The following is a 19,810-nucleotide window of genomic DNA, read 5'->3' as shown; positions in this document are numbered from 1 at the left end:
GTGGAACGCGTACCGCCCACCCCGGAGACCCGGAGACCCGGAGAACAGAGAGGAGGCCACGGATGCCCGCCGACCGCACCCGTGTGCCGCACCCCGGAACCGGGGCGCCCGAAGCCGCCCCGCCGGGTCCCCCGGGCGCCCAGGGCCCCCCGGCCCTCCCCGCCGGGCCGGTGCCGGAGCCCCCGGAGCCGCTGCGGGTCGTGGTGGCCGACGACAACCCCGTCGTACGGGCCGGCCTCACCGCCCTGCTGGACGGGCGGGACGGCATCCGGGTGGTGGCCGAGGCGGCCGACGGACGCCGGGCCTGCGAGGCGGCGCTGCGCCACCGTCCGGACCTGGTGCTGCTCGACGTCCGGATGCCCGGGGTCGACGGACTGTCCGCCCTGCCGCACCTGGTGGGGATCTCGGCGGTGCTGATGCTCACCTACAGCGGGGAGAGCGAGATCGTGCGCGAGGCCCTCCGGCGGGGCGCCGGGGGGTACTTGGTGCACGGGGAGTTCACCGCCGACCGGCTCGTCCAGGCCGTCCGTGATCTCTGCGCGGGCCGGGCCCACTTCACGGTCACCGCCGCCGACGCCCTGCTCCGGCACGTACGCGAGGAGGTCCGGGCCGACGGGGGCGCCGCCGGCCCGGAGTCCGCCGGCCCGGAGTCCGCCGGCCCGGAGTCCGAGGGTCCGGAGGCCGGGGGTCCGACGGCCGGCCGGTCCCCGGGACGACCTGGGGGGCTTTCGCGAATGCAACCGACTGTGGCACAGTCTTCACCATCACCGGTGACCCGACGGGTCGTCAACAAGCCTGTGTACGGCCTGAGTTCACGGGAGGTGGAGGTCATGGACCTGATCGCGTCCGGGATGAGCAACCAGCAGATCGCCGCCACCTGCTTCATCAGCGAGAAGACCGTGAAGAACCACATCAACCGGATCTTCGGCAAGTTGCACAGCGGAAGCCGCAGCGAGGCCATCGCCCGGTGGATCGGTACGGCTCCGTCCCCGCCGCCCGGGTCCGTGGGGGAGGCCGGCCATGGGTGAGCTCCTGAGCGGGCGCACGGGCGAGCGGGCCGCCGGGCGCGGGGGAGCCGCGGGGCGAGGCGCCGGAGCCGGGGGACACGCCGTACTTTGGGCCCCCCGTTGGGCCCAGGGGCCCTTCGGCGCGCGTCCCCGCCGGACGTACCTTTCCCGGGTCTCCGAGGGCCCCGGCGGAGTGCGGAGCGGTACCGCCGGGTGGCACTTCGGGGGCTTACCCGTCGTCCGGCCGCCGGCCGGCCGCACCCCGGAGGGGAACACCATGTCGAAGATCACCCTGGCCACCGCCGTCCGCGTCCACGGCTGGGCCCGTACCGCCCTGACGAAGATCCACGACCGGGGCGACCGCGGCCAGACGGCCTTCGAGTACCTCGGCATCATCCTGGTGGTCGTCGCGATCATCGGCGGCATGGTGGCCTCCGGCATCGGCAGCGCCATCACCGCCCGGATCACCGGCCTCGTCAACAGCATCACGGCCGGCTGATGACCAGGGCGCGCCGCGACGAGCGAGGGCAGGCTTTCCCCGTCTATGTGATGACGGTGGCGGGCCTGCTCTTTCTCGCGTTGGTCTTCTTTGCAGTCGGCAAGGCTTCGGCCACCCGCAACGGGGCGCAGAGCGCGGCCGACGCCGCCGCGCTGGGCGCCGCCCAGGAGGCCCGTGCGCTGATGGGCCCGCTCTTCTTCGCGGCGCTCGCCCTGCCCGACGGCCTGGACGGCTACTTCCGGGGCGCCCACTTCACCGGCGACACCTGCGGCGAGGCCCAGCGGCTGGCCGGGCTCAACCGCTCGGACGTGGTGGCGGGTTCATGCTCCTGGGACAGCGGCGTCCGGCGGGACGAGGTCACCGTCGAGGTGCGCACCCGCTACACGGTCGGTGACTCGGTGCTCCCCGGCACCGAGCAGCGGCACGCCACGGCGGGTGCCACCGCGGCCGTCGAGTTCCGCTGCGACTGGCAGCCGGCCCCCGGGGAACCGGACGGAGGGGCCGCCTCCGGCGGCCCGAGCGGCGGCACGGCCGGGACGAGCGGTGGTACGGGCGCCACCGGGGGAGCGAACGGCGGCGCGGGGGGAACGGGCGGGGACACCGGGAGCACGGAGGGCGGCGGTGAGCGCCCGGACACCCCCGAGGCACCCGGTCCCGTCACCTTCCGGTGCGACGGCTCGGACCCCTTCTCCCTCGATCCCGCCCAGCCGTTCGACCCGGACGTCTGGGCCGAACTCGGCAAGGAACTCTTCGGCGTGCGTCTGGTCGATTGAGCCGGCAGCAGCGAACAACCAGAATCAGAAAAGGAAACCGGATCCCCATGAGCATGCGGCGCACCACCCTCCGAAGTCCGGCCGCGGCCGTCGCCCTGACGGCCGTGCTGTCCCTCGCCGTCGCGGGCTGTGGAGCGGACGACGGCGGAGGCCGGAAGGCCGGCGCCTCCTCGTCCGCCGACGGGGCCGGTGACGGAGCCGGTGACGGCAAGGCCGGGACCCCGGACGCCGCGGGCCAGGGCAGCCCCGGGCCCGCGGTGACGCTGGCCGAGGTCCGGGGACAGGGTCAGGTGGTGCTCGTCATCAACCAGGTGGAGCGGGACTCCGGAGGCTTCGTCACGGTGAGCGGGGTCATCCGCAACGACGGCGACCAGGTACGGAACACCGGGGGCTGGGCCGGTTCGGAGAGCGCCGTGGTGGCGGCCAACCCCAACTCCGTGGCGGGCGCCTCGCTGGTCGACCCGGCCGGGCGCAAGCGCTACTACGTCCTCCGGGACACCGACGGCCGCTGCCTGTGCACCACGGGGATCACCCCGCTCCAGGCCGGTACGTCGACGCCGGTGTTCATGCAGTTCCCGGCCCCGCCGAACGGCACCACCGAGGTCGACTTCACGCTGCCGACCTTCGACACCGCCTCGATCAAGATCTCCGGGTGAGGCCGGCGATGACCCGGATGCCTCGCTCCACCACCCGCCGGGGGCCGGTGCCGCCCGCCGGCACGTGCCTCGCGGCGGCCGTACTGCTGACCGGTGCCGCGCTGTTCGGCGCCGGGCCCGTCGCGGCCGACGGCGGCCCGAGCGTGCCGCCCGGCACCGAGGCCTCGGCGGTGCCGCCCGTACAGGTGGACGGCCGCGACCCCGATCTGAAGATGCCCGACGGCGGGACCCTCGCCGCCCCCAAGGTGCTGGACCTCGTCCAGGTCGTGGAGGACAAGGGCGGCGAGGAGCGCCGGGAGGACACCAATGTGCAGGTGAAGCTGGCGCTCCAGGCCGAGGTGCTGTTCGGCAGGGACAGCGCGGTGCTCGGCGGCGAGGCCACCGCCCGGATCGCCGGGATCGCGGCCGAGATCCGGCGGCAGGGGTCCCAGCGGGTGCGGATCTTCGGCTTCACCGACAACCTCGGCACCTCGGCCCACGGCGATGTGCTGTCCAAGCAGCGGGCGGCGGCCGTGCACGGCGTGCTGTCCAAGCAACTGCCGGGGCTCAACTACGAGATCCGGGGCTACGGCGAGCAGTACCCGATCGCGGACAACGCCACCGAGGAGGGCCGGAAGAAGAACCGGCGGGTGGAGGTGTCCTTCCCGCGCACGGACGGCGGCTCCGCGAGCTGACACCGACGGGCTCCCGGCGGCTCACCCCGGCCCGCCCCGCCGGCTGACACCGGCGGGCCCCTGGCGACGCACACCGGCCCCGGGGCCGCCCGGCCCGGGGCCCCGGGGGTCGCTCCCGAGGGCCGCCCCCGGCGGCGTCGCTCAGGGGCCGATCGTCAGCCGGGTGCCGGGGCGGACGCCCCAGCGGGCCAGGGCGCCCGCCTCGGCCTCCAGCACATGGCGGGCACGGAGCCGGGGGAGTCCCAGCCGGCCCGGCGGCATGGTCCGGACGGCGAGAACGGCCAGCCGCCGGTCCAGATAGGCCACATCGATGGCGAACCGCATCCGGAAGGTGTGCACGCTCGCGCACGGCGTCAGCAGCAGCGCGCCCGTCACCCCGTCCCGGCCCAGCAGCCCCCGGGCGCGGGTCCGGTAGGAGGCGGCGATCTCCAGCGGCACTCGCGCGTCCGGCCGGTCCGGCACCGTCAGGGTGGCCGCCCCGTCCCGCCACTTCCCCGCCCCCGTGCCCGGGCCTGTGCTCCTGCCCCTGCTCCTGCCCCTGCCGTCCCTGTCCTTCCCCATGGCCCGACCGTACCGCCGCCGGGCCCCGCACCGGCCGGCTTCACCGCCTTCGCTGCCTTCACCGCCTTCACGGGCTTCGCCGTACGGGTCCGAGGCCGCCGGACCGGGCCTCCCCACCGGGCCCCTCACCGGCCCCGGGCCGGTTGTCGGCGGGTACCGACATAATCGACCGCATGTCCCAGCTCCTGGACCGGAAAGCCCGGAGAGGCCGAGAATCCCGGAACGCGCAGAACACCTTGATCGACCGGAATGACCGTGCGGTACCGCCCGCCGGCCGGGGTGCCGTCGCGGGGCGCGGTGCCCTGGTCGCGCTGGCCGGATACGCGGCGGTCCGCCTGGTGGGTCTGCTGGCGCTCGCCGTCGCCGCCGTGCCGGCCGGCGAGGACGCGTGGCACCGGCTCACCGGCCGCTGGGACGCGGTCTGGTACGCCCGGATCGCCGAGCACGGATACGGGTACCAGGCCACCCTGCCGGACGGGGCGGTCCACTCCGACCTGGCCTTCTTCCCGCTGCTGCCCGCCCTGGAGCGGGGCCTGTCGGCGGTGCTGCCGCTGACGGCCGGTGAGGCGGGGCTGCTGGTCTCCTGGACAGCGGCGCTGGGGGCCGCCTGGGGGATGTACGCGGTCGGGACGCTGGTCGCCGGGCGGCGGGCGGGGGTGCTGCTGGCCGTGCTCTGGGGCGGGTATCCGACGGCGTTCGTCCAGTCCATGGCGTACACCGAGACGCTCTTCACCGCCTTCGCCGCCTGGTCGCTCTACGCGGTGCTGCGCGACCGGTGGATCCTGGCGGGCGCCCTCTGCGCGGTGGCCGGGCTCACCCGTCCGTCGGCCGTCGCGCTGATTGCCGCGCTCGGTGTGACGGCGGTGGTGCGGGCGGTGCGGGAGCGCCGGGCCGGGCTCCGGATGGTCGCGGGGGTGCTGCTCGCCCCGCTGGGCTGGCTCGGATACGTGGTGTTCGTGGCGGTCCGCCGGTCCAGCCCCACCGCGTACTTCGAGATCCAGGCCGCCTGGGGCAACAGCGTCGACGGGGGAGTCGCCCTCGCCCGTTTCATCTGGGCCAATCTGACCGGTCCGGCGCCGCTCGCCGGAGTCGGGCTGCTCGCCGCGCTGGCGCTGGTCGGCTGGGTGTGCCTGCTCTGCGTCCGGCAGCGCCAGCCGCTCCCGGTGCTGGTGTACACGCTGACGCTGGTGGTGGTCTCGCTGATCGGCGCCGCCTACTTCGGCTCCCGGCCCCGGCTGATGATGCCCGCCTTCCCGCTGCTGCTTCCGGCGGCGGTGGCGCTGGCCCGGCTCCGGGACCGGCGCACGGCGCTGGTGCTGGCCCCGCTGGCGGTCGCCTCGGGGGTCTACGGGGCGCTGACCCTGCTCGGCTCCGGCCCGCCGTAGCCGAGCGGGACCGGCGCCTGGCCGGCCCGCCGTAGCGCCCGCCCGGGGCCGGTCCGCTGGGTCCCGCCCGCCCGGGCCGCGTCCGGCTGAGCCGCGTCCGGCTGGGTCACCGTCCGGGCCGCGCCCGGGTCGTGTCCGTCCGAGCCGCGCCCCGTCCGGGCCCCGTCCGGTTGGGTCCCGTCTTTCCGGGCCGCGCCCGCCCGGGCTCCGTCCGGCCGAGCCGCGTCCGGGGCCTGCCCGGGTTACGTCCGGCCAGGTCCCGCCGCCCGGGCCGCGTCCGCCGGAGCCGCTTCCGTGCGGGCTCTGTCGGTCCGGGTCGTCCCGGTGAGCCGCGTCCGACCGGGCTCCGTCCGCCCAGGCCCCGTCCTCCCGGGCCGCATTCGGCCGGGCCGTCGTCCGTCCGGGCTCCGGCCACCGGGCCGCGCCGCCCAGGCCCCGTCTGCCTCGGGCTGGGTCCGACTGGGGCGCCGTCCGCCCGGGCCGCGCCCGCCCGGACAGTCGTCCGCCCGGGCCCCGGGCCCCGCTCGTCCGGGTCGTGTCCGGCTGGGTCCCGGCCTGGGTCCGTGGGCCCATGACCTGCGCGGCGGGCCGCCCTAGGGTCGGCGCGTGTACGCGTTGCTGATCGCCGCCGCCACCCTCTGGGGCGCCGCCACCGGGTCGCTGCTGCCGCGTGCCGCCTACCGGCTGGCCGTCGAGCCGGAGGAGCCGTGGCGGGACAGCTGCCCGGCCGGGCACCCCTTCACCGGTCCGGCCGGCGGCTGGCTCGGCGCCGGCCGGTGCGGAGCCTGTGCCGGGGCGGGCCCCGCCGGCCCGGGCACCCCGGGCGCCCGTACGGCACCGGTGGTGACCGCGCTGGTCTGCGCGGCCCTCGCCGCCGCCACCGGGCCGCGCCCGGAGCTGGCCGGATGGCTGGCGGCGGCGCCGGTCGCGGTGCTGCTGGCGCTGGTCGACGCCCGGGTCCACCGGCTGCCGGACCGGCTGACCCTGCCGCTCGCCGCCGGGACGGCCGTACTGCTCGGCGCCGCGGCCCTGCTGCCGGGCCACCGGGGCTCCTGGACCACCGCCCTGCTCGGCGGGCTGGTCCTGGGCGCCGGCTACGGCGTGCTGTTCCTGGTCAACCCGGCCGGCCTGGGCTTCGGGGACGTGAAGCTCGCCCTCGGCCTGGGCGTCGCGCTCGGCTGGTACGGCTGGGGCGTGCTCTTCCTCGGCGCGTTCGCGGGCTTCGTCCTCGGCGCGGTGTACGGGCTGGCGCTGATCCTGCTGCGCCGCGCGAGCCGCCGGAGCGCCATCCCCTTCGGCCCCTTCATGCTCGGCGGCACCCTGGCCGCCCTGCTCCTCGCCGCCCTCGCGGCGAACCCCTGACGGCCTCCGGGCCCGGGGATCCCCGATGACCCGCACCACGCTCCCGGCCTCACCGGGCCCGGCGTTCCACCCGCCTAGCATTCCGGCGTATGCGGACATTCCCTGACACTGTGCACCGGGATCCGGCCGACGCCGTCCTCCCCGCCCCCGCCGGAGAACCGACCGCCTGCCGCCCGGCCGCCGCCCTGCTCCCCTGGGCCTGGGCGGCGGGCCTGTTCGCGCTCTACGCCACGGTCGCCGTGCGCCGCCATGCCCTGCTCCGCACCACCGGCTACGACCTGGGCATCTTCGAGCAGGCGGTCCGTGCCTACGCCGAGCTGCGGGCGCCGGTCGTCCCGCTGCGCGGTGAGAACTTCAACCTGCTGGGCGACCACTTCCACCCGCTGCTCGCCGTACTCGCCCCGTTCTACCGGCTCTGGCCGTCCCCGCTCTGTCTGCTCGTCGCCCAGTCCGCGCTGCTGGCCCTCGCCGTGGTGCCGCTCGCCCGCTGGGCGGCCCGCGCGCTGGGGCCGCGCTCCGCCCATGCCGTCGCCGCCGGCTACGGGCTGAGCTGGGGCGTCGCCTCGGCCGCCGCCTTCGACTTCCACGAGGTCGCGCTGGCCGTGCCGCTGCTCGCCTGGTCCCTCGCGGCGCTCGGCGCCCGGCGCTGGGGCCCCGCCGTCGCCTGGGCGGCGCCCCTGCTGCTGGTCAAGGAGGACCTGGGGCTCACCCTCGCCGCCGTCGGCGCGTACATCGCCGTCAAGGGCCCCCGCAGGCTCGGCCTCCTCACCGTCGCGGCCGGGCTCGGCGGCTCGCTGGCCGAGATCGAACTGCTGCTCCCCGCCTTCAACCCGGGCGGCGGCTACGCGCACGGCGACAACCTCGGCGAGGGGTACGGCTCCCTGCTCGGCACGCTGGCGCACGCCCCGCTCGACGCGCTGCGCCCGGAGGTCAAGGCGACCACCCTGGTGCTGGTCTTCGCCCCGTCCGCGTTGCTCGCCCTGCGCTCCCCGCTCGCGCTGATCGCCCTGCCGACCCTCACCTGGCGGATGTTCTCGGCCAACGGCTTCCACTGGGGCACCGCCTTCCACTACAGCGCGGTGCTGATGCCCGTCGTCCTCGCCGGGCTGATCGACGCGCTCACCCCCTGGCGCCGCGCCGGCGGTCCGGCCGCCGCCCGGCACGTCCGGGCCTCGCTCGCCACCGTGCTCGGGGTCACCCTGGTGCTGCTGCCGTCCTTCCCGCTGGCCCAGCTCGCCCAGCGGGCCACCTGGCGGACCACCCCGCACATCCAGGCCGCCCGGGCCCTGCTCGCCCGGATCCCGGACGGGGCGACGGTGGCCGCCTCCAACCGGCTGGCCCCCCAGCTCACCGCGCGCTGCACCGTGGTGATCTTCCCGACCTTCCCGGTGGCGGGCAGGCTCTACGAGTACGACCGGAAGCGGCTGCCGCCGCCGACCGCCGAGTGGATCGTCCACGACCGCCGCGCGCCCGAGGCATGGCCGTACCGCACCGGGCACTGGCCCTATCCGCCGCAGCAGCAGGAGGCCGAACTCGCCGCCGCCCGGCGGTCGTACGGCTACACCCTGGTGGCCGAGCGGGACGGGATCACCCTGCTCCGGCACGGCTGACCGCCCGGGGCCGACCCGGGCCGCCCGGTACCGCTCGGGACCGCCCGGCTCACGCGGCTCACCCCGGCTCGCACCGGCTCACCCGGTCCCGTCCGGGCCGCCCGCCCCCGGCGCCGGCCGCCCGGTTTCCGCGCCGGCGGACGCGGGCCGCCGAAGGAGTACCGCCGGGGCGTCAACCGGGCGCACTTCCGCAAGGGTGACGCACCGGAGTGGCGAAAGAGGGCCGGGTGACCGCTCCTGCCCGGCCACGCGGCCGTCCGTACTGGGGATTTCCGACTCCAGCGAGTCATCGCGGCCTGTCGTGGCACCCGCCGGCCCTTACGAAGGGTTATGGTGGAAACCCCCCCTCGGGCCGGTCCGTATCCCCCCCCACGGACCGGCCCGTTTCTCTTTCCCGGCCCGGCCCGCCTCCGGGGTCCGCCCCCGCCGCCCTCGCCGGCCGCGGCAGACACCGGCGCACTCCGTCACCCGACCGCCCCCGGCGAACCCCGGCCGCCCCCCCCGCGCGATCCCGGCCGCCCGGCGCGAGCTCCGGCGGCCCCGATGAGACCCCGAGCGGCGCGGGCGGACAGGCGTAAGCACGTACCACATACACACATAGACACACACGTACGAGCCCGTCTCCGCCGCCCCCCACGGCCCGGAGGGAGGCGGAGCCGGTCCCGGCGGAGACACCAGGGAGCCCCGGCCCGGGTGGGGGGCGGCGGGCGGTCCCGGACCACCGCGCGGGCACCGGCGGCGCGCCACGGCGCCGGGGCGCTCGCCGGCCGCACGGTATGAGGGGGTATCAGGCGGGTGGCCCTCCTTATCACGGAGCTGTGACAGACCGGGTTGGGTGGCTGTGACCCCCGCCCAGTAATGTGGCGGACTCGGGAACCCCATGGCGAGCCGAGGCCGAGAGCCGTGCCGCCTTCCCCCGGGCCGACGCCGTACCTCCCGACTCCGGGACGGATGGGCGGGCCCCCGGGCGGCCCGGGGAAGCCCCGGGACCCCAGAAAAATCGAGAGGTGAGAATCGGTGAACTTGCGCGACCTGGTGTACCGGCTCTACGCACACCGGGTGGAGGGCCGCCTCGACCACGATCAGGTGCCCAAGCACATCGGCGTCATCCTCGACGGCAACCGGCGCTGGGCCAAGGCGTCCGGCGGCACGCCCGAGCAGGGGCACCAGGCCGGGGCGAGCAAGATCCAGGAGCTGCTGGGCTGGTGCGCCGAGACGGATGTCGAGGTCGTCACCCTCTGGATGCTCTCCACCGACAACCTCAACCGCCCCGAGGAGCAGCTGGTCCCGCTCCTCGGCATCATCGAGGGCGCCGTACGGGCGCTCGCCGCCGACGGCCGCTGGCGCGTCCACCATGTGGGTGGCCTCGATCTGCTGCCCGCCCGCACCCAGACCGTGCTGAAGGAGGCCGCACAGGCCACCCGGAACAACACGGGCATACTCGTCAACGTGGCCGTCGGTTACGGCGGCCGGCAGGAGATCGCGGACGCGGTGCGCTCGCTGCTCCTGGAGCACGCGGCGAAGGGCACGAGCTTCGAGGAGCTGGCCGAGGTCGTCGACATCGACCTGATCGCGGAGCACCTCTACACCCGGGGCCAGCCCGACCCGGACCTGGTGATCCGCACCAGCGGGGAGCAGCGGCTCTCGGGCTTCATGCTCTGGCAGAGCGCCCACTCCGAGTACTACTTCTGCGAGGTCCACTGGCCGGCCTTCCGCAAGGTCGACTTCCTGCGGGCGCTGCGCGACTACGCCGCCCGCCACCGCCGCTACGGCACCTGACCGCGCCGCCCGGGAGCCCGGCATCCCGGCCCCGACCCCGGGGCCGCCCGGGTCTCCGGTAACCCGGCCCCCGGCCCCGCGGTCGCCGGTAACCCCGGCCCTCCGGCAACCCGGCCCCGCGGTCGCCGGGAAGCCGGCACCCGGTCCCGAGGTCGCCGGCGCCCGGTCGCCCGGCCCCGGTCGCCCGGAGCGGCGATCCGTCGCCCGATCCGGTGGTTTGCGGACCGCCTTCCGCGGCCACCCGTACCCCAACACCCGGCCTCACCCGGACGGCGCAGCCGCGCGGTTCGGGCCCGGCCGGGGGCCGCCCCGCCTCACCCGCGGGGCCGCCCCCGGGCCGTACCGGCCGGCCCCGGGGCCGTATCACCGCCCCGCCCTGGTGGCACCCGCTCCGGCCCCCGGTCCTACCGCCGCCGGCCACCGGGAGTTCACGCCGGTCACCCGGCGTTCACCGACGCGTCGTCATATGCCATGGCATGGCCCCGCGCGTTGGAGGGAATATCCCTCCCTGAGTGAGCGGCAGGAGCCCGCCCACCCAGGGAGGCCCTTTGCACCAGGACCACCGCCGTGCGAACCGTGCCGTCCGCGCACGGACGACGCCGGGGACCGCCCGCCGGTCCGGGCGTCGTGGCCCGCTTCCTGGCCCATCCCCCCGCGGCGCCCGGCGCGCCGCCGTCGCACCCCGACCTGATCCGAGGGGGTACGTCCTTCCGTGGTGACCAGCACAAAGCGCCGTATGTCCGACAGGCGCACCTATGTTCTCGACACCAGCGTCCTGCTGGCCGATCCCAACGCCGTGTCCCGCTTCGACGAGCACGAGGTCGTGCTCCCGATCGTGGTCGTCACGGAACTGGAGGCCAAGCGGCACCATCCCGAACTCGGCTATTTCGCCCGGCAGGCGCTACGCCTGCTGGACGACCTCCGGGTCCGGTTCGGCCGTCTCGACGTCCCGCTGCCCGTCGGGGAGCTCGGCGGGACCCTGCGCGTGGAGCTCAACCACTCGGACGCCAGCGTGCTGCCGGCCGGCTACCGCCTCGGTGACAACGACGCGCGGATCCTCGCCGTCGCCCGCAACCTCCAGGCCGAGGGGTACGACGTCACCGTCGTCTCCAAGGACCTGCCGCTGCGCATCAAGGCGTCCTCCGTCGGCCTGCTGGCCGAGGAGTACCGCGCGGAGCTCGCCATCACCGACTCCGGCTGGACCGGTATGACCGAGCTGCCGCTGACGGCCGAGCAGATCGACCTGCTGTACGCCGAGGAGATCCTGCGGGTCCCGGAGGCCGACGGCCTGCCGGTGCACACCGGTCTGGTGCTCCAGTCCGAGCGCGGCAAGGCGCTCGGCCGGGTCACGCCCGAAGGAACGGTACGCCTGGTCCGCGGCGACCGGGAGGCGTTCGGCATCCGGGGGCGCAGCGCCGAGCAGCGCATCGCGCTCGACCTGCTCCTCGACCCGGAGGTCGGCATCGTCTCGCTGGGCGGCCGGGCCGGCACCGGCAAGTCGGCGCTGGCCCTCTGCGCCGGTCTGGAAGCGGTGCTGGAGCGGCGTCAGCATCAGAAGGTGATGGTCTTCCGGCCGCTGTACGCGGTGGGCGGGCAGGAGCTGGGCTATCTGCCGGGCACCGAGGCCGAGAAGATGAACCCCTGGGCGCAGGCGGTCTTCGACACGCTCTCGGCGGTGGCCGGCCGCGAGGTCATCGACGAGGTGCTGGGCAGAGGCATGCTGGAGGTCCTGCCGCTCACCCACATCCGGGGCCGCTCGCTCCACGACGCCTTCGTCATCGTGGACGAGGCCCAGTCGCTGGAGCGGAACGTCCTGCTGACCGTGCTGTCCCGGATCGGGGCGAACTCCCGGGTGGTCCTCACCCATGACGTGGCCCAGCGGGACAACCTGCGGGTCGGCCGGTACGACGGAGTCGTCGCCGTCGTGGAGAAGCTGAAGGGGCATCCGCTCTTCGCGCATGTCACCCTCGCCCGGTCGGAGCGCTCCCAGATCGCCGCCCTGGTGACCGAGATGCTGGAGGACGTCCAGATCTGACCCACCGCCCGGACGTCCGGCGTCCGGAATCCCGGAGACCCGGAGACCCGGAGAACCCGGAGAACAAGGACCGCGCGCACCGTCCGGTGTGCGCGGTCCGGCATGTCCGGCATATCCGGCGGACCCGGCGGGTGTTCGCCGGTTCCGGTGGCCCCAACGGCCCCAACGGCCCCAACGGCCCCAACGGCCCCAACAATCCCGGTGGTCCCGGTGGTCCCGGTGGTCCCGGTGGTCCCGGTGGTCCCGGTGGTCCCGGTGGTCCCGGTGGTCCCGGTGGTCCCGGTGGTCGCCACGGCCGCGACACGCCGACCGGGGACGGTCGGGGGGCGGAGCGGGAGGTGCCGGGCCCGGCGCGGGCTCCGTGGAGGGGACGTAACGGGGCAAGCTCGAAGTACCGGGCCGTTCGGGAAGTCTCCTCCGATGTCCCGGAGTTGAGGGCTCCGGACAAAGCCCGAGAGCTTATCCGGACGGCGGCCGAGCGCGCATCGGATTCCCCGAAACTGGCGGGACGAACGAGGTGTGAGCTTTCACACCCGGTGAAGAATTGCCTTGCGCCGCCCGGTTCCGGCAAAGTCTTGCTTCCGTCAGGCCCCGCGTACGGCACACCCGCATCCCGAGGCACGCCCATGGGCGCGTCCGAGGGGAGCGGACCCCACAACTCAAGACCTGTCAGCCGTACGCCGCCCGCAGCACCACGCGGCGCTCCCGCAGGGGAGCAGCCCACCGGGCCCGCGTCCCCCGTGACCCAGCAGTGGGGGGACCTGTGCCAAGGGGCACGATCGCGCCCGCGAGGTCACCTAAGCGGGCGACGCTGGAAGGAAACCGTGTGAGCCGGATCTCGGTCCGGGGGTTCGCAGTGGCTTCGGCCACCGCGGTCACCACCGTCGGCGCCGTCGTGGGCGTCGCCTCGGGCAGCACTCAGGTGCCCGACGACAACTTCGAGGCCGCCGCGGCCGACACCACTCTCCTGGCGGACGTTCCCCTCGGACAGCAGGCAGGGGTACAGGTCTCGTCCCTGACCCAGCAGGCCGACGCGCAGGCCGCCGCCGCCGACTCCGCCGCCCAGAAGTCCGCCGAGGAGGCCGCCCGCCTCCAGGCCGCCAAGGACGCGACGGCGAAGAAGGAAGCCGCCGACGCCGAGGCCAAGGAGAAGGCGGAGAAGGAGGCCAAGGAGAAGGCCGAGCGCGAGAAGAAGGAAGAGGAGCGCGCCAGCCGGTCCGCGACCCGTTCCGCCTCCGAGTTCGCGCCGCAGTCCTCCTACTCGGTCTCCGATGTGCAGGCGATGGCCCGCCAGATGGTGCCGGGCGACCAGTTCCAGTGCTTCAGCAACATCGTGAACCACGAGTCCACCTGGAACTACCGGGCGACCAACGCCTCCTCCGGCGCGTACGGCCTGGTCCAGGCGCTGCCCGGATCCAAGATGGCCTCGGCGGGTGCCGACTGGCGCAGCAACCCGGCCACCCAGATCAAGTGGGGCCTCAACTACATGAACGAGCGCTACGGCAGCCCCTGCGGCGCCTGGAGCTTCTGGCAGGCCAACAGCTGGTACTAGCGGCCCCCGGCCTTCCCCGGCCGACCGGTCCGCACGGTTTCCCGGAGCCCCCCACCGTCCGACGGTGGGGGGCTCCGGCCGTGTACCGTCGTGAATTCGCCATCCCGGGCTCCGGGGCGGCGGCGGTGCTGTCGAGGTCCCGGGACTTCCGGGGAGCGGCGGGGGAAGAGGGAAGAGCATGACGAAGATGCCAGGGTGGCTCGACCGGCTGGGTGCCCGACTCACTCATATGGGGCAGCGGCTGGAGGAGCGCCGGGCGCGCAAGGAGGCCGAGGAGAGCGAGGACCTCACGGCCGACCCCTCCGGTCCGGCCGGTCCCGCCGTCCCGGCCGAGCCGCCGCCCGGGGTGGAGAGCGTCCCCGCGCCCCCCTCGTACGCGCCCGCCGTCGCCGCCCGGCCCGATCCGGTGGCCGCCGTCCCCTGGGGCATGCGGGTCGCCGCCGAGGCGAGCTGGCGGCTGCTGGTCCTGGCCGGCACGCTCTGGGTGCTGATGAAGGTGATCAGCGCCGTCCAACTGGTGATCCTCGCCTTTGTCTCGGCGCTGCTGATCACGGCGCTGCTCCAGCCGACGGTGGCCCGGCTCAAGCGGACGGGGCTGCCCCGGGGGCTCGCCACCGCCGTCACCGCGATCCTCGGCTTCGCGGTGCTCGGGCTGGTCGGGTGGTTCGTGGTCTGGCAGGTGATGGACAACCTCGACACCCTCTCCGCCCGGGTGCGGGACGGCATCGAGGAACTCAAGCAGTGGCTGCTGGACAGCCCGTTCCATGTCACCGAGTCGCAGATCAACGACATCGCCTCCAATCTCAGCGAGACGATCGGCACCAACACCGAGGAGATCACCTCCGCCGGGCTCACCGGGGTGACGGTCATCGTCGAGATCATGACCGGGATACTGCTGGCGATGTTCTCCACGCTCTTCCTGCTGTACGACGGCAGGAAGGTCTGGCAGTGGGTCCTCGGCCTGGTGCCGGCCGCCGCGCGGCCGGGTGTCGCCGGCGCGGGACCGCGCGCCTGGCGCACCCTCACCGCCTATGTGCGCGGCACGGTGATCGTCGCGCTGATCGACGCCATCTTCATCGGTCTCGGCATCTACTTCCTCGATGTCCCGATGGCCGTGCCGCTCGCCGTCTTCATCTTCCTGTTCGCCTTCATCCCGCTGGTCGGCGCGGTCGTCTCGGGTGCCCTCGCGGTGGTCGTCGCCCTGGTCACCCAGGGCGTGTTCACCGCGCTGATGGTGCTGGTGGTGGTGCTGGCCGTGCAGCAGATCGAGGGGCATGTGCTCCAGCCCTTCATCCTGGGCCGGGCGGTACGGGTCCACCCGCTCGCCGTGGTCCTCGCGGTGGCGGCGGGCGGTCTGGTGGCGGGCATCGGCGGCGCGGTGGTCGCGGTGCCGCTGGTCGCGGTCACCAACACGGTGGTCGGCTACCTCCGCGCGTACAGCCAGGAGCAGGCGCTCCGCAATCTGCCGAAGCCGCACGGGGCGACGGCGCACGCCACGGCGCCCACGCCGCCGCCGGGCGTCCCGGGTGACCCCGAGTGATATCCGAGCCCGAACTGGTCGGCGGCGCCCCCGAGGAGGACCCGGCGCCGGACCGCCGGCCGGCCGGGGCGCCCGGGTCAGGGCGGTTCGAGCCGGAGGCGCCCGGGACCGGGCGGTCGGGGCCGGAGGTGCCCGGGCCCCGGCGATCCGGGCCGGAGCCGGGCGGGCCGGAGCGGGGCGGGCCGATCGCCGGACCGCCCCCGCCCCCGGCCGGGCCGCCGGACCGCCGCCCCGGCCGGCGCCCCTGGCTGTGGGCGCTGGGTGGGGCCGCGCTCGCCTCGGCGCTCTGGGCGGGCGCCTTTCTCCGGTACGTCCCCCAGGACCATCCGGACCAGGACGGCTACCGGTCCGCCGACGGTGAACTCTGCGCCCTGGCCGAGCTGCGGTCGCTGAGCCTGGCCCTCGGCCGCAAACGGAGCACCTCCGGCGCGGAGGACACCAGGCACGAGGCGCTGGACCAGAGCTACTGCTCCCGGTCGTACGCGCGGAGCGGCGACGGGTCGCCGTCGGCCCCGACGGCACCGTCCTACTCCGTCGACCTCTACTACGAGCTCCACAAGCGCACCGACCCGGCACCGGAGTTCGAGCCGCGGCTCATCAAGGGACCTTTCGCCGCCGAGCCGGAGTGGTCGCCGCTCGCGGGCCTCGGCGACCGGGCCTTCTTCCGGGCACAGGAGGGCCGGGCGGAACTCTTCGTGCTGGACGGGCCGGCCGTGCTGGAGCTGACCGTCAGCCAGGAGATGGCCTACGACGCCAAGGGCGAGCCCCTGCTCGGGGACCAGCGGGACCTGGCACCCCTCCGCCCCGACATGGTCACGGACCTCCGCACCCTGATGACCCGCCTGCGCACCTGACGCTTGCCGGCCGGGCGGTCGGCACCGGACTGCCCCGGGGGGTTCGTCCGGCGAGGAGAAGCGCTGTGCCCCTCATGTCTGCCGTGATGCCCGTGGAGAACTCGGCAGCCACTCTCCGCCCCGACCGCGACGGTTGTGTGAAGGCTGTCAGGGCTGGATCACGCTGGGGTCTCGTTCCCCAGGCGGCTCAGTGCTCGCATCGCCTCGCGCTCTACACGTGAGAGATCGCCAAGGACCGAGCCGGCCTGGACGAGGCACTGCGCGTCGCCCGATTCACCAGCCTTCTTGATCAGTGCCGCCACTTCCGTCCACAGGATGGCCGCCTCGGTGTACAGCGTGTGGCCGGTGCGCAGATGACCGCTGCTGAACAGATCGGCGCATTCGGCGAGGAAGTCGCGGTAGAGGTTGCGGAACAGAGCGCCGCCGGTGCCGGCCTTCTCCATCAGCAGGGCGGCCCGTGGCAGGTCCCGCTGTGAGTCGTCGGTGCGCTGGAGCCATGTGCGTACCAGTTTGCCGGCCTTCTCGATGCCGCGGTGGCCCAGGTTGGCGATCGGCGGGTTGAGAAAGGCATCGGCGCAGGCGGTGATGGCGGGGACGATCTGCGCATGTGGGGCGGGCAGGTTTTCGGGGGCGGTGAGAGTGAAGGACCGGTGCCTGGCGGTCATCGGGCCTCGGGCGGCCCTGGCCTGGGCGAGGCTGGTCAGGCTCGTGGAGACCGCTCCGCCTTGCTGGTCGGTGTCCACCAGGTAGGCCTTGTGATCGTCGTAGCCGTACATGGCGACGACGTGCCCACCGAAGTGGATCTTCGAGTCGAAGTAGTCCAGGTAGTAGCTGTCGAGCTGGAGTCCGACGGGGTGACCGGCGTCAATGGAGGTCACCGCGGTGTCCCATGCCCTGCGCGGGGACGAGGTCTCCTGGATCAGGAGTTCCAGCCCGAGCCTGGGGGCCAGGTTGCGGGTCAGGCCGAAGGGCTTGACCCGTCCCCCGAGAAAGGGGAAGTCCATGTTCTTGCTGTCCCAGTAGATGAAGGACAGACCGGAGCCGAGGCCGAACAGCATGGGCTCGGACAGATCAAGTCCCTGGTGTCGCAGCAACACCCCCAGGGCCGTCGTCTCGCAGTGCTGCGTGCCGCGGGCATCGATGTCTGGGACCGTGGTCATGCCGTGCTCTCCTGGACGGGGATGACCAGTCGGGTCATCAGTTCTTCTTGCGGTGTCTCCGCCGGTCCGACGAGATACGCCTCGCGTACGGGGGCTCGCGGGCGTAGTCCGCGCTCATGGATGGCGGCGAAGAGCGCGTTGTAGGCCAAGGGAAGTTGCCCGTAGGACCCGAGGTGCGTGGTCTCGGCAACGAGTCCACCGGGCAGCACCTCGAATTCCGGGCCGGGCACGCCTTCCCCCTGCGGGGTCTGCGCTCCGACGGCGACCTCCATCCGCTCTTCCAGGTCCAGCGGGTACAGCCCCCACAGCGGCGGCTCCCATGCGATTGCCCTCGTGCCGAGCAGGGGCAGGAGCCGGCCCATACACTCCTCGACCCCCGCTCCGATCCCTGCGGGAGAGCAGACCGCCCGCACCACCGCCAGCCGTCGCTCCGGCTCCCTGCCGAGCCTCACCTCATAGCCGGGCAGGCCGCCCTCTGCCAGCCGCTCCAGCATCTCCAGCCGGGCCTGGTATCGGCTGATCCGTTCGGCCAGCCGGTCCCGCTCGGCACGCAGGATCCCTGCCCTGCGCTCGGGCCCGGCAGCCAGTGCCTGGGCGATCACGGCCAGGGGAAGATCCATCTCGCGCAGCAGGGCGATGGTCAGGGCATCACGCGCCTGTTCGGGTGCGTAATAGCGGTAGCCAGAGCCGGAGTCCACGCGGACGGGAGCCAGCAGCCCCGTGTCGTCGTAGTGTCGTAGCTGCTTCACGCTGAGGCGACACAGGCGAGCGAAGCGCCCGATGGTGAGAAGTGCGTCTTGCACGCCCTCATGCGGGACCCTCCCACCGTGGGAGAGTCCAGCGCTGAGCCAATGGGCCGGCTCAAGGACGCCCTATTCGCCGCCGTCGTTTCGACTGTGTGGGCACAGTCCCCGGCAGGGCACCGTGGGGTGATGCCGAACCGGTGGCAAGGACGGTGTCGCCCTCCTCGTCCGATCCTGCACGAGGCGGCGCCGTGGCGTCGAGGAATGTGCCGGAACGTGCCGGCCGCGCCGGGGCCGGTCTCGCGCGGCCGGGGGCTCGGCGCGGATGCCTCGGGGGGACGGAAAGAGCGGTGGGGGTCGCCGGCGTGGTGCCGGTGACCCCCACCGCTCTTGGTTCCCGGGCCCGAGGGGGCCGGGCTCCTGGTTCCGGGGGGACTACTCCGCGAGGACGGCCTCGGCGTCGACCGTGGCGCCGACCGCCTGGATCACCGCGGCGATCTTGACGGCCTCCTGGATCGCCTCGCGCTCCACGCCGGCCTTGCGCAGCACCTGCTCGTGCGAGTCGAGGCACATGCCGCAGCCGTTGATCGCGGAGACCGCGAGCGACCACAGCTCGAAGTCGACCTTCTCGACGCCCGGGTTGCCGATGACGTTCATCCGCAGACCGGCCCGCAGGTTGCCGTACTCCGGGTCGGAGAGGAGGTGGCGGGTCCGGTAGAAGACGTTGTTCATCGCCATGATCGCGGCGGCGGCCTTGGCGGCCTGGTACGCCTCGGGCGAGAGGTTCGCCTTCGCCTCGGGCTCCAGCTCGCGCAGCACCTTCGGCGACCGGGAGGCGATCGCGCACGCCAGGACCGTGCCCCACAGCTGCTGCTGCGGGAGGTCGCTGTTGCCGATGACCGAGCCCAGGTTGAGCTTCAGGTCCTTGGCGTAGTCCGGGACGGCGGACTTCAGCTCATCGAGGGCCATGGTCACTCACCGGCCAGCAGCGCGACCGGGTCGAGGGTCTCGTCGCCGCTCTTCCAGTTGCACGGGCACAGCTCGTCGGTCTGCAGGGCGTCCAGCACCCGCAGGACCTCCTTGGGGTTACGGCCGACGGAGCCGGCGGTCACCATGGTGAACTGGATCTCGTTGTTCGGGTCCACGATGAAGACGGCGCGCTGGGCGAAGCCGTCGGCACCCTCGACGCCGCACTCGCGCATCAGGTCGTGCTTCGAGTCGGCGAGCATCGGGAAGGGCAGGTCACGCAGGTCGGCGTGGTCCTTGCGCCAGGCGTGGTGCACGAACTCGGAGTCGCCCGAGGCGCCGAGGATCTGGGCGTCGCGGTCGGCGAACTCGTCGTTCAGCTTGCCGAAGGCGGCGATCTCGGTGGGGCAGACGAAGGTGAAGTCCTTCGGCCAGAAGAACACCACGCGCCACTTGCCCTCGTAGGACTTGTGGTTGATCTGCTCGAACTCCTTGCCGCTCTCCAGCGACACACAGGCGGTCAGGTCGTATGTGGGGAACTGGTCACCGACAGTGAGCACGCGCTCTCCTTGCAGAAGGGAGGTCCGGTCAAGATCTCCCATTGGGGGTTGGACAGCGCCCATCGTGGCACGGAGTGCATTGATCAGTGAAATA

At 74.0% G+C, this 19,810-nt stretch carries 18 protein-coding genes; 13 read left to right on the top strand and 5 right to left on the bottom strand.

What is annotated here, in order from left to right; genetic code table 11:
- The first annotated feature begins 62 nt into the window (after positions 1-62).
- The 5 genes from NX801_RS02320 to NX801_RS02300 all read left to right on the top strand — a co-directional run bounded on the left by NX801_RS02320 (position 63) and on the right by NX801_RS02300 (position 3,609).
- Entirely contained in the window at positions 63-1,028 is a 966-nt protein-coding gene (locus NX801_RS02320; RefSeq protein ID WP_258785018.1) for a response regulator, read from the top strand.
- Positions 1,029-1,284: 256 nt separating this feature from the next.
- On the top strand, positions 1,285-1,506 hold the full coding sequence (locus tag NX801_RS02315) for a hypothetical protein (RefSeq protein ID WP_258785017.1): 222 nt from the start codon (positions 1,285-1,287) through the stop codon (positions 1,504-1,506).
- Positions 1,506-2,279: a pilus assembly protein TadG-related protein gene (locus tag NX801_RS02310; protein ID WP_258785016.1), complete on the top strand. Its 774-nt coding sequence runs from the start codon at positions 1,506-1,508 to the stop codon at positions 2,277-2,279. The genes NX801_RS02315 and NX801_RS02310 overlap by 1 nt, the downstream gene beginning before the upstream one ends.
- Before the next feature lie 47 nt (positions 2,280-2,326).
- Positions 2,327-2,935: a hypothetical protein gene (locus NX801_RS02305; protein WP_258785015.1), complete on the top strand. Its 609-nt coding sequence runs from the start codon at positions 2,327-2,329 to the stop codon at positions 2,933-2,935.
- 8 nt (positions 2,936-2,943) lie between these two features.
- On the top strand, positions 2,944-3,609 hold the full coding sequence (locus NX801_RS02300) for an OmpA family protein (protein WP_428986040.1): 666 nt from the start codon (positions 2,944-2,946) through the stop codon (positions 3,607-3,609).
- A gap of 141 nt (positions 3,610-3,750) precedes the next feature.
- Here the strand turns inward: NX801_RS02300 and NX801_RS02295 are convergent, their stop codons facing one another.
- Positions 3,751-4,170 carry a DUF192 domain-containing protein gene (locus tag NX801_RS02295; RefSeq protein ID WP_258785014.1) on the bottom strand — a complete coding sequence of 140 codons (420 nt, stop codon included), beginning with the start codon at positions 4,168-4,170 and terminating at the stop codon, positions 3,751-3,753.
- A gap of 236 nt (positions 4,171-4,406) precedes the next feature.
- On the opposite strand from NX801_RS02295, the gene NX801_RS02290 reads away from it, so the two are divergent.
- From NX801_RS02290 to NX801_RS02255, 8 genes are all read left to right on the top strand, one after another.
- Positions 4,407-5,555: a hypothetical protein gene (locus NX801_RS02290; protein ID WP_428986039.1), complete on the top strand. Its 1,149-nt coding sequence runs from the start codon at positions 4,407-4,409 to the stop codon at positions 5,553-5,555.
- A gap of 606 nt (positions 5,556-6,161) precedes the next feature.
- Positions 6,162-6,917 carry a prepilin peptidase gene (locus NX801_RS02285; RefSeq protein WP_258785013.1) on the top strand — a complete coding sequence of 252 codons (756 nt, stop codon included), beginning with the start codon at positions 6,162-6,164 and terminating at the stop codon, positions 6,915-6,917.
- Between the two features lie 89 nt (positions 6,918-7,006).
- Complete coding sequence (locus NX801_RS02280; RefSeq protein WP_258785012.1) at positions 7,007-8,527, top strand: DUF2079 domain-containing protein; 1,521 nt, start codon at positions 7,007-7,009, stop codon at positions 8,525-8,527.
- Between the two features lie 1,017 nt (positions 8,528-9,544).
- Complete coding sequence (locus tag NX801_RS02275; RefSeq protein WP_258785011.1) at positions 9,545-10,306, top strand: isoprenyl transferase; 762 nt, start codon at positions 9,545-9,547, stop codon at positions 10,304-10,306.
- A 712-nt stretch (positions 10,307-11,018) separates the two neighbouring features.
- A complete protein-coding gene (gene phoH2 / locus NX801_RS02270; protein WP_258785010.1) occupies positions 11,019-12,341 on the top strand; it encodes an RNA 5'-3' helicase PhoH2 in 1,323 nt (440 codons plus the stop codon).
- A gap of 826 nt (positions 12,342-13,167) precedes the next feature.
- The gene (locus NX801_RS02265; RefSeq protein WP_258785009.1) at positions 13,168-13,893 is read left to right on the top strand and encodes a lytic transglycosylase domain-containing protein; all 726 of its coding nucleotides are present in this window, start codon (positions 13,168-13,170) and stop codon (positions 13,891-13,893) included.
- 178 nt (positions 13,894-14,071) lie between these two features.
- Positions 14,072-15,433, top strand: coding sequence for an AI-2E family transporter (locus tag NX801_RS02260; protein WP_258785008.1), 1,362 nt, complete (start codon positions 14,072-14,074; stop codon positions 15,431-15,433).
- Entirely contained in the window at positions 15,430-16,287 is an 858-nt protein-coding gene (locus NX801_RS02255; RefSeq protein ID WP_258785007.1) for a hypothetical protein, read from the top strand. Before NX801_RS02260 ends, NX801_RS02255 begins: the two co-directional genes overlap by 4 nt.
- A 158-nt stretch (positions 16,288-16,445) precedes the next feature.
- On the opposite strand, the gene NX801_RS02250 is transcribed toward NX801_RS02255, so the two are convergent.
- The 4 genes from NX801_RS02250 to NX801_RS02235 all read right to left on the bottom strand — a co-directional run bounded on the left by NX801_RS02250 (position 16,446) and on the right by NX801_RS02235 (position 19,716).
- Positions 16,446-17,447 carry a BtrH N-terminal domain-containing protein gene (locus NX801_RS02250; RefSeq protein WP_258785006.1) on the bottom strand — a complete coding sequence of 334 codons (1,002 nt, stop codon included), beginning with the start codon at positions 17,445-17,447 and terminating at the stop codon, positions 16,446-16,448.
- The gene (locus tag NX801_RS02245) at positions 17,444-18,250 is read right to left on the bottom strand and encodes a MerR family transcriptional regulator (protein ID WP_258785005.1); all 807 of its coding nucleotides are present in this window, start codon (positions 18,248-18,250) and stop codon (positions 17,444-17,446) included. The genes NX801_RS02250 and NX801_RS02245 overlap by 4 nt, the downstream gene beginning before the upstream one ends.
- 375 nt (positions 18,251-18,625) lie before the next feature.
- Positions 18,626-19,159, bottom strand: a complete 534-nt coding sequence (locus tag NX801_RS02240; RefSeq protein WP_258785004.1) for an alkyl hydroperoxide reductase — start codon at positions 19,157-19,159, stop codon at positions 18,626-18,628.
- 2 nt (positions 19,160-19,161) lie between these two features.
- Positions 19,162-19,716 (bottom strand): peroxiredoxin, encoded by a 555-nt coding sequence (locus tag NX801_RS02235; RefSeq protein ID WP_258785003.1) that lies wholly within the window; start codon positions 19,714-19,716, stop codon positions 19,162-19,164.
- Positions 19,717-19,810 lie beyond the last annotated feature (94 nt).

Source organism: Streptomyces pyxinae, assembly GCF_024756275.1.
GTDB classification, from domain to species: Bacteria; Actinomycetota; Actinomycetes; order Streptomycetales; family Streptomycetaceae; genus Streptomyces; species Streptomyces pyxinae.
Note: the sequence above shows the minus strand (reverse complement) of the source record. Positions and strands in the feature narration are given on the sequence as shown.

Excerpts from the sequence above, each read along its gene's own strand:
- NX801_RS02320 (WP_258785018.1), top strand. The coding sequence starts at position 63 with ATGCCCGCCGACCGCACCCGTGTGCCGCACCCCGGAACCGGGGCGCCC.
- NX801_RS02315 (WP_258785017.1), top strand. The coding sequence starts at position 1,285 with ATGTCGAAGATCACCCTGGCCACCGCCGTCCGCGTCCACGGCTGGGCC.
- NX801_RS02310 (WP_258785016.1), top strand. The coding sequence starts at position 1,506 with ATGACCAGGGCGCGCCGCGACGAGCGAGGGCAGGCTTTCCCCGTCTAT.
- NX801_RS02305 (WP_258785015.1), top strand. The coding sequence starts at position 2,327 with ATGAGCATGCGGCGCACCACCCTCCGAAGTCCGGCCGCGGCCGTCGCC.
- NX801_RS02300 (WP_428986040.1), top strand. The coding sequence starts at position 2,944 with ATGACCCGGATGCCTCGCTCCACCACCCGCCGGGGGCCGGTGCCGCCC.
- NX801_RS02295 (WP_258785014.1), bottom strand. The coding sequence starts at position 4,170 with ATGGGGAAGGACAGGGACGGCAGGGGCAGGAGCAGGGGCAGGAGCACA.
- NX801_RS02280 (WP_258785012.1), top strand. The coding sequence starts at position 7,007 with ATGCGGACATTCCCTGACACTGTGCACCGGGATCCGGCCGACGCCGTC.
- NX801_RS02260 (WP_258785008.1), top strand. The coding sequence starts at position 14,072 with ATGACGAAGATGCCAGGGTGGCTCGACCGGCTGGGTGCCCGACTCACT.
- NX801_RS02250 (WP_258785006.1), bottom strand. The coding sequence starts at position 17,447 with ATGACCACGGTCCCAGACATCGATGCCCGCGGCACGCAGCACTGCGAG.
- NX801_RS02240 (WP_258785004.1), bottom strand. The coding sequence starts at position 19,159 with ATGGCCCTCGATGAGCTGAAGTCCGCCGTCCCGGACTACGCCAAGGAC.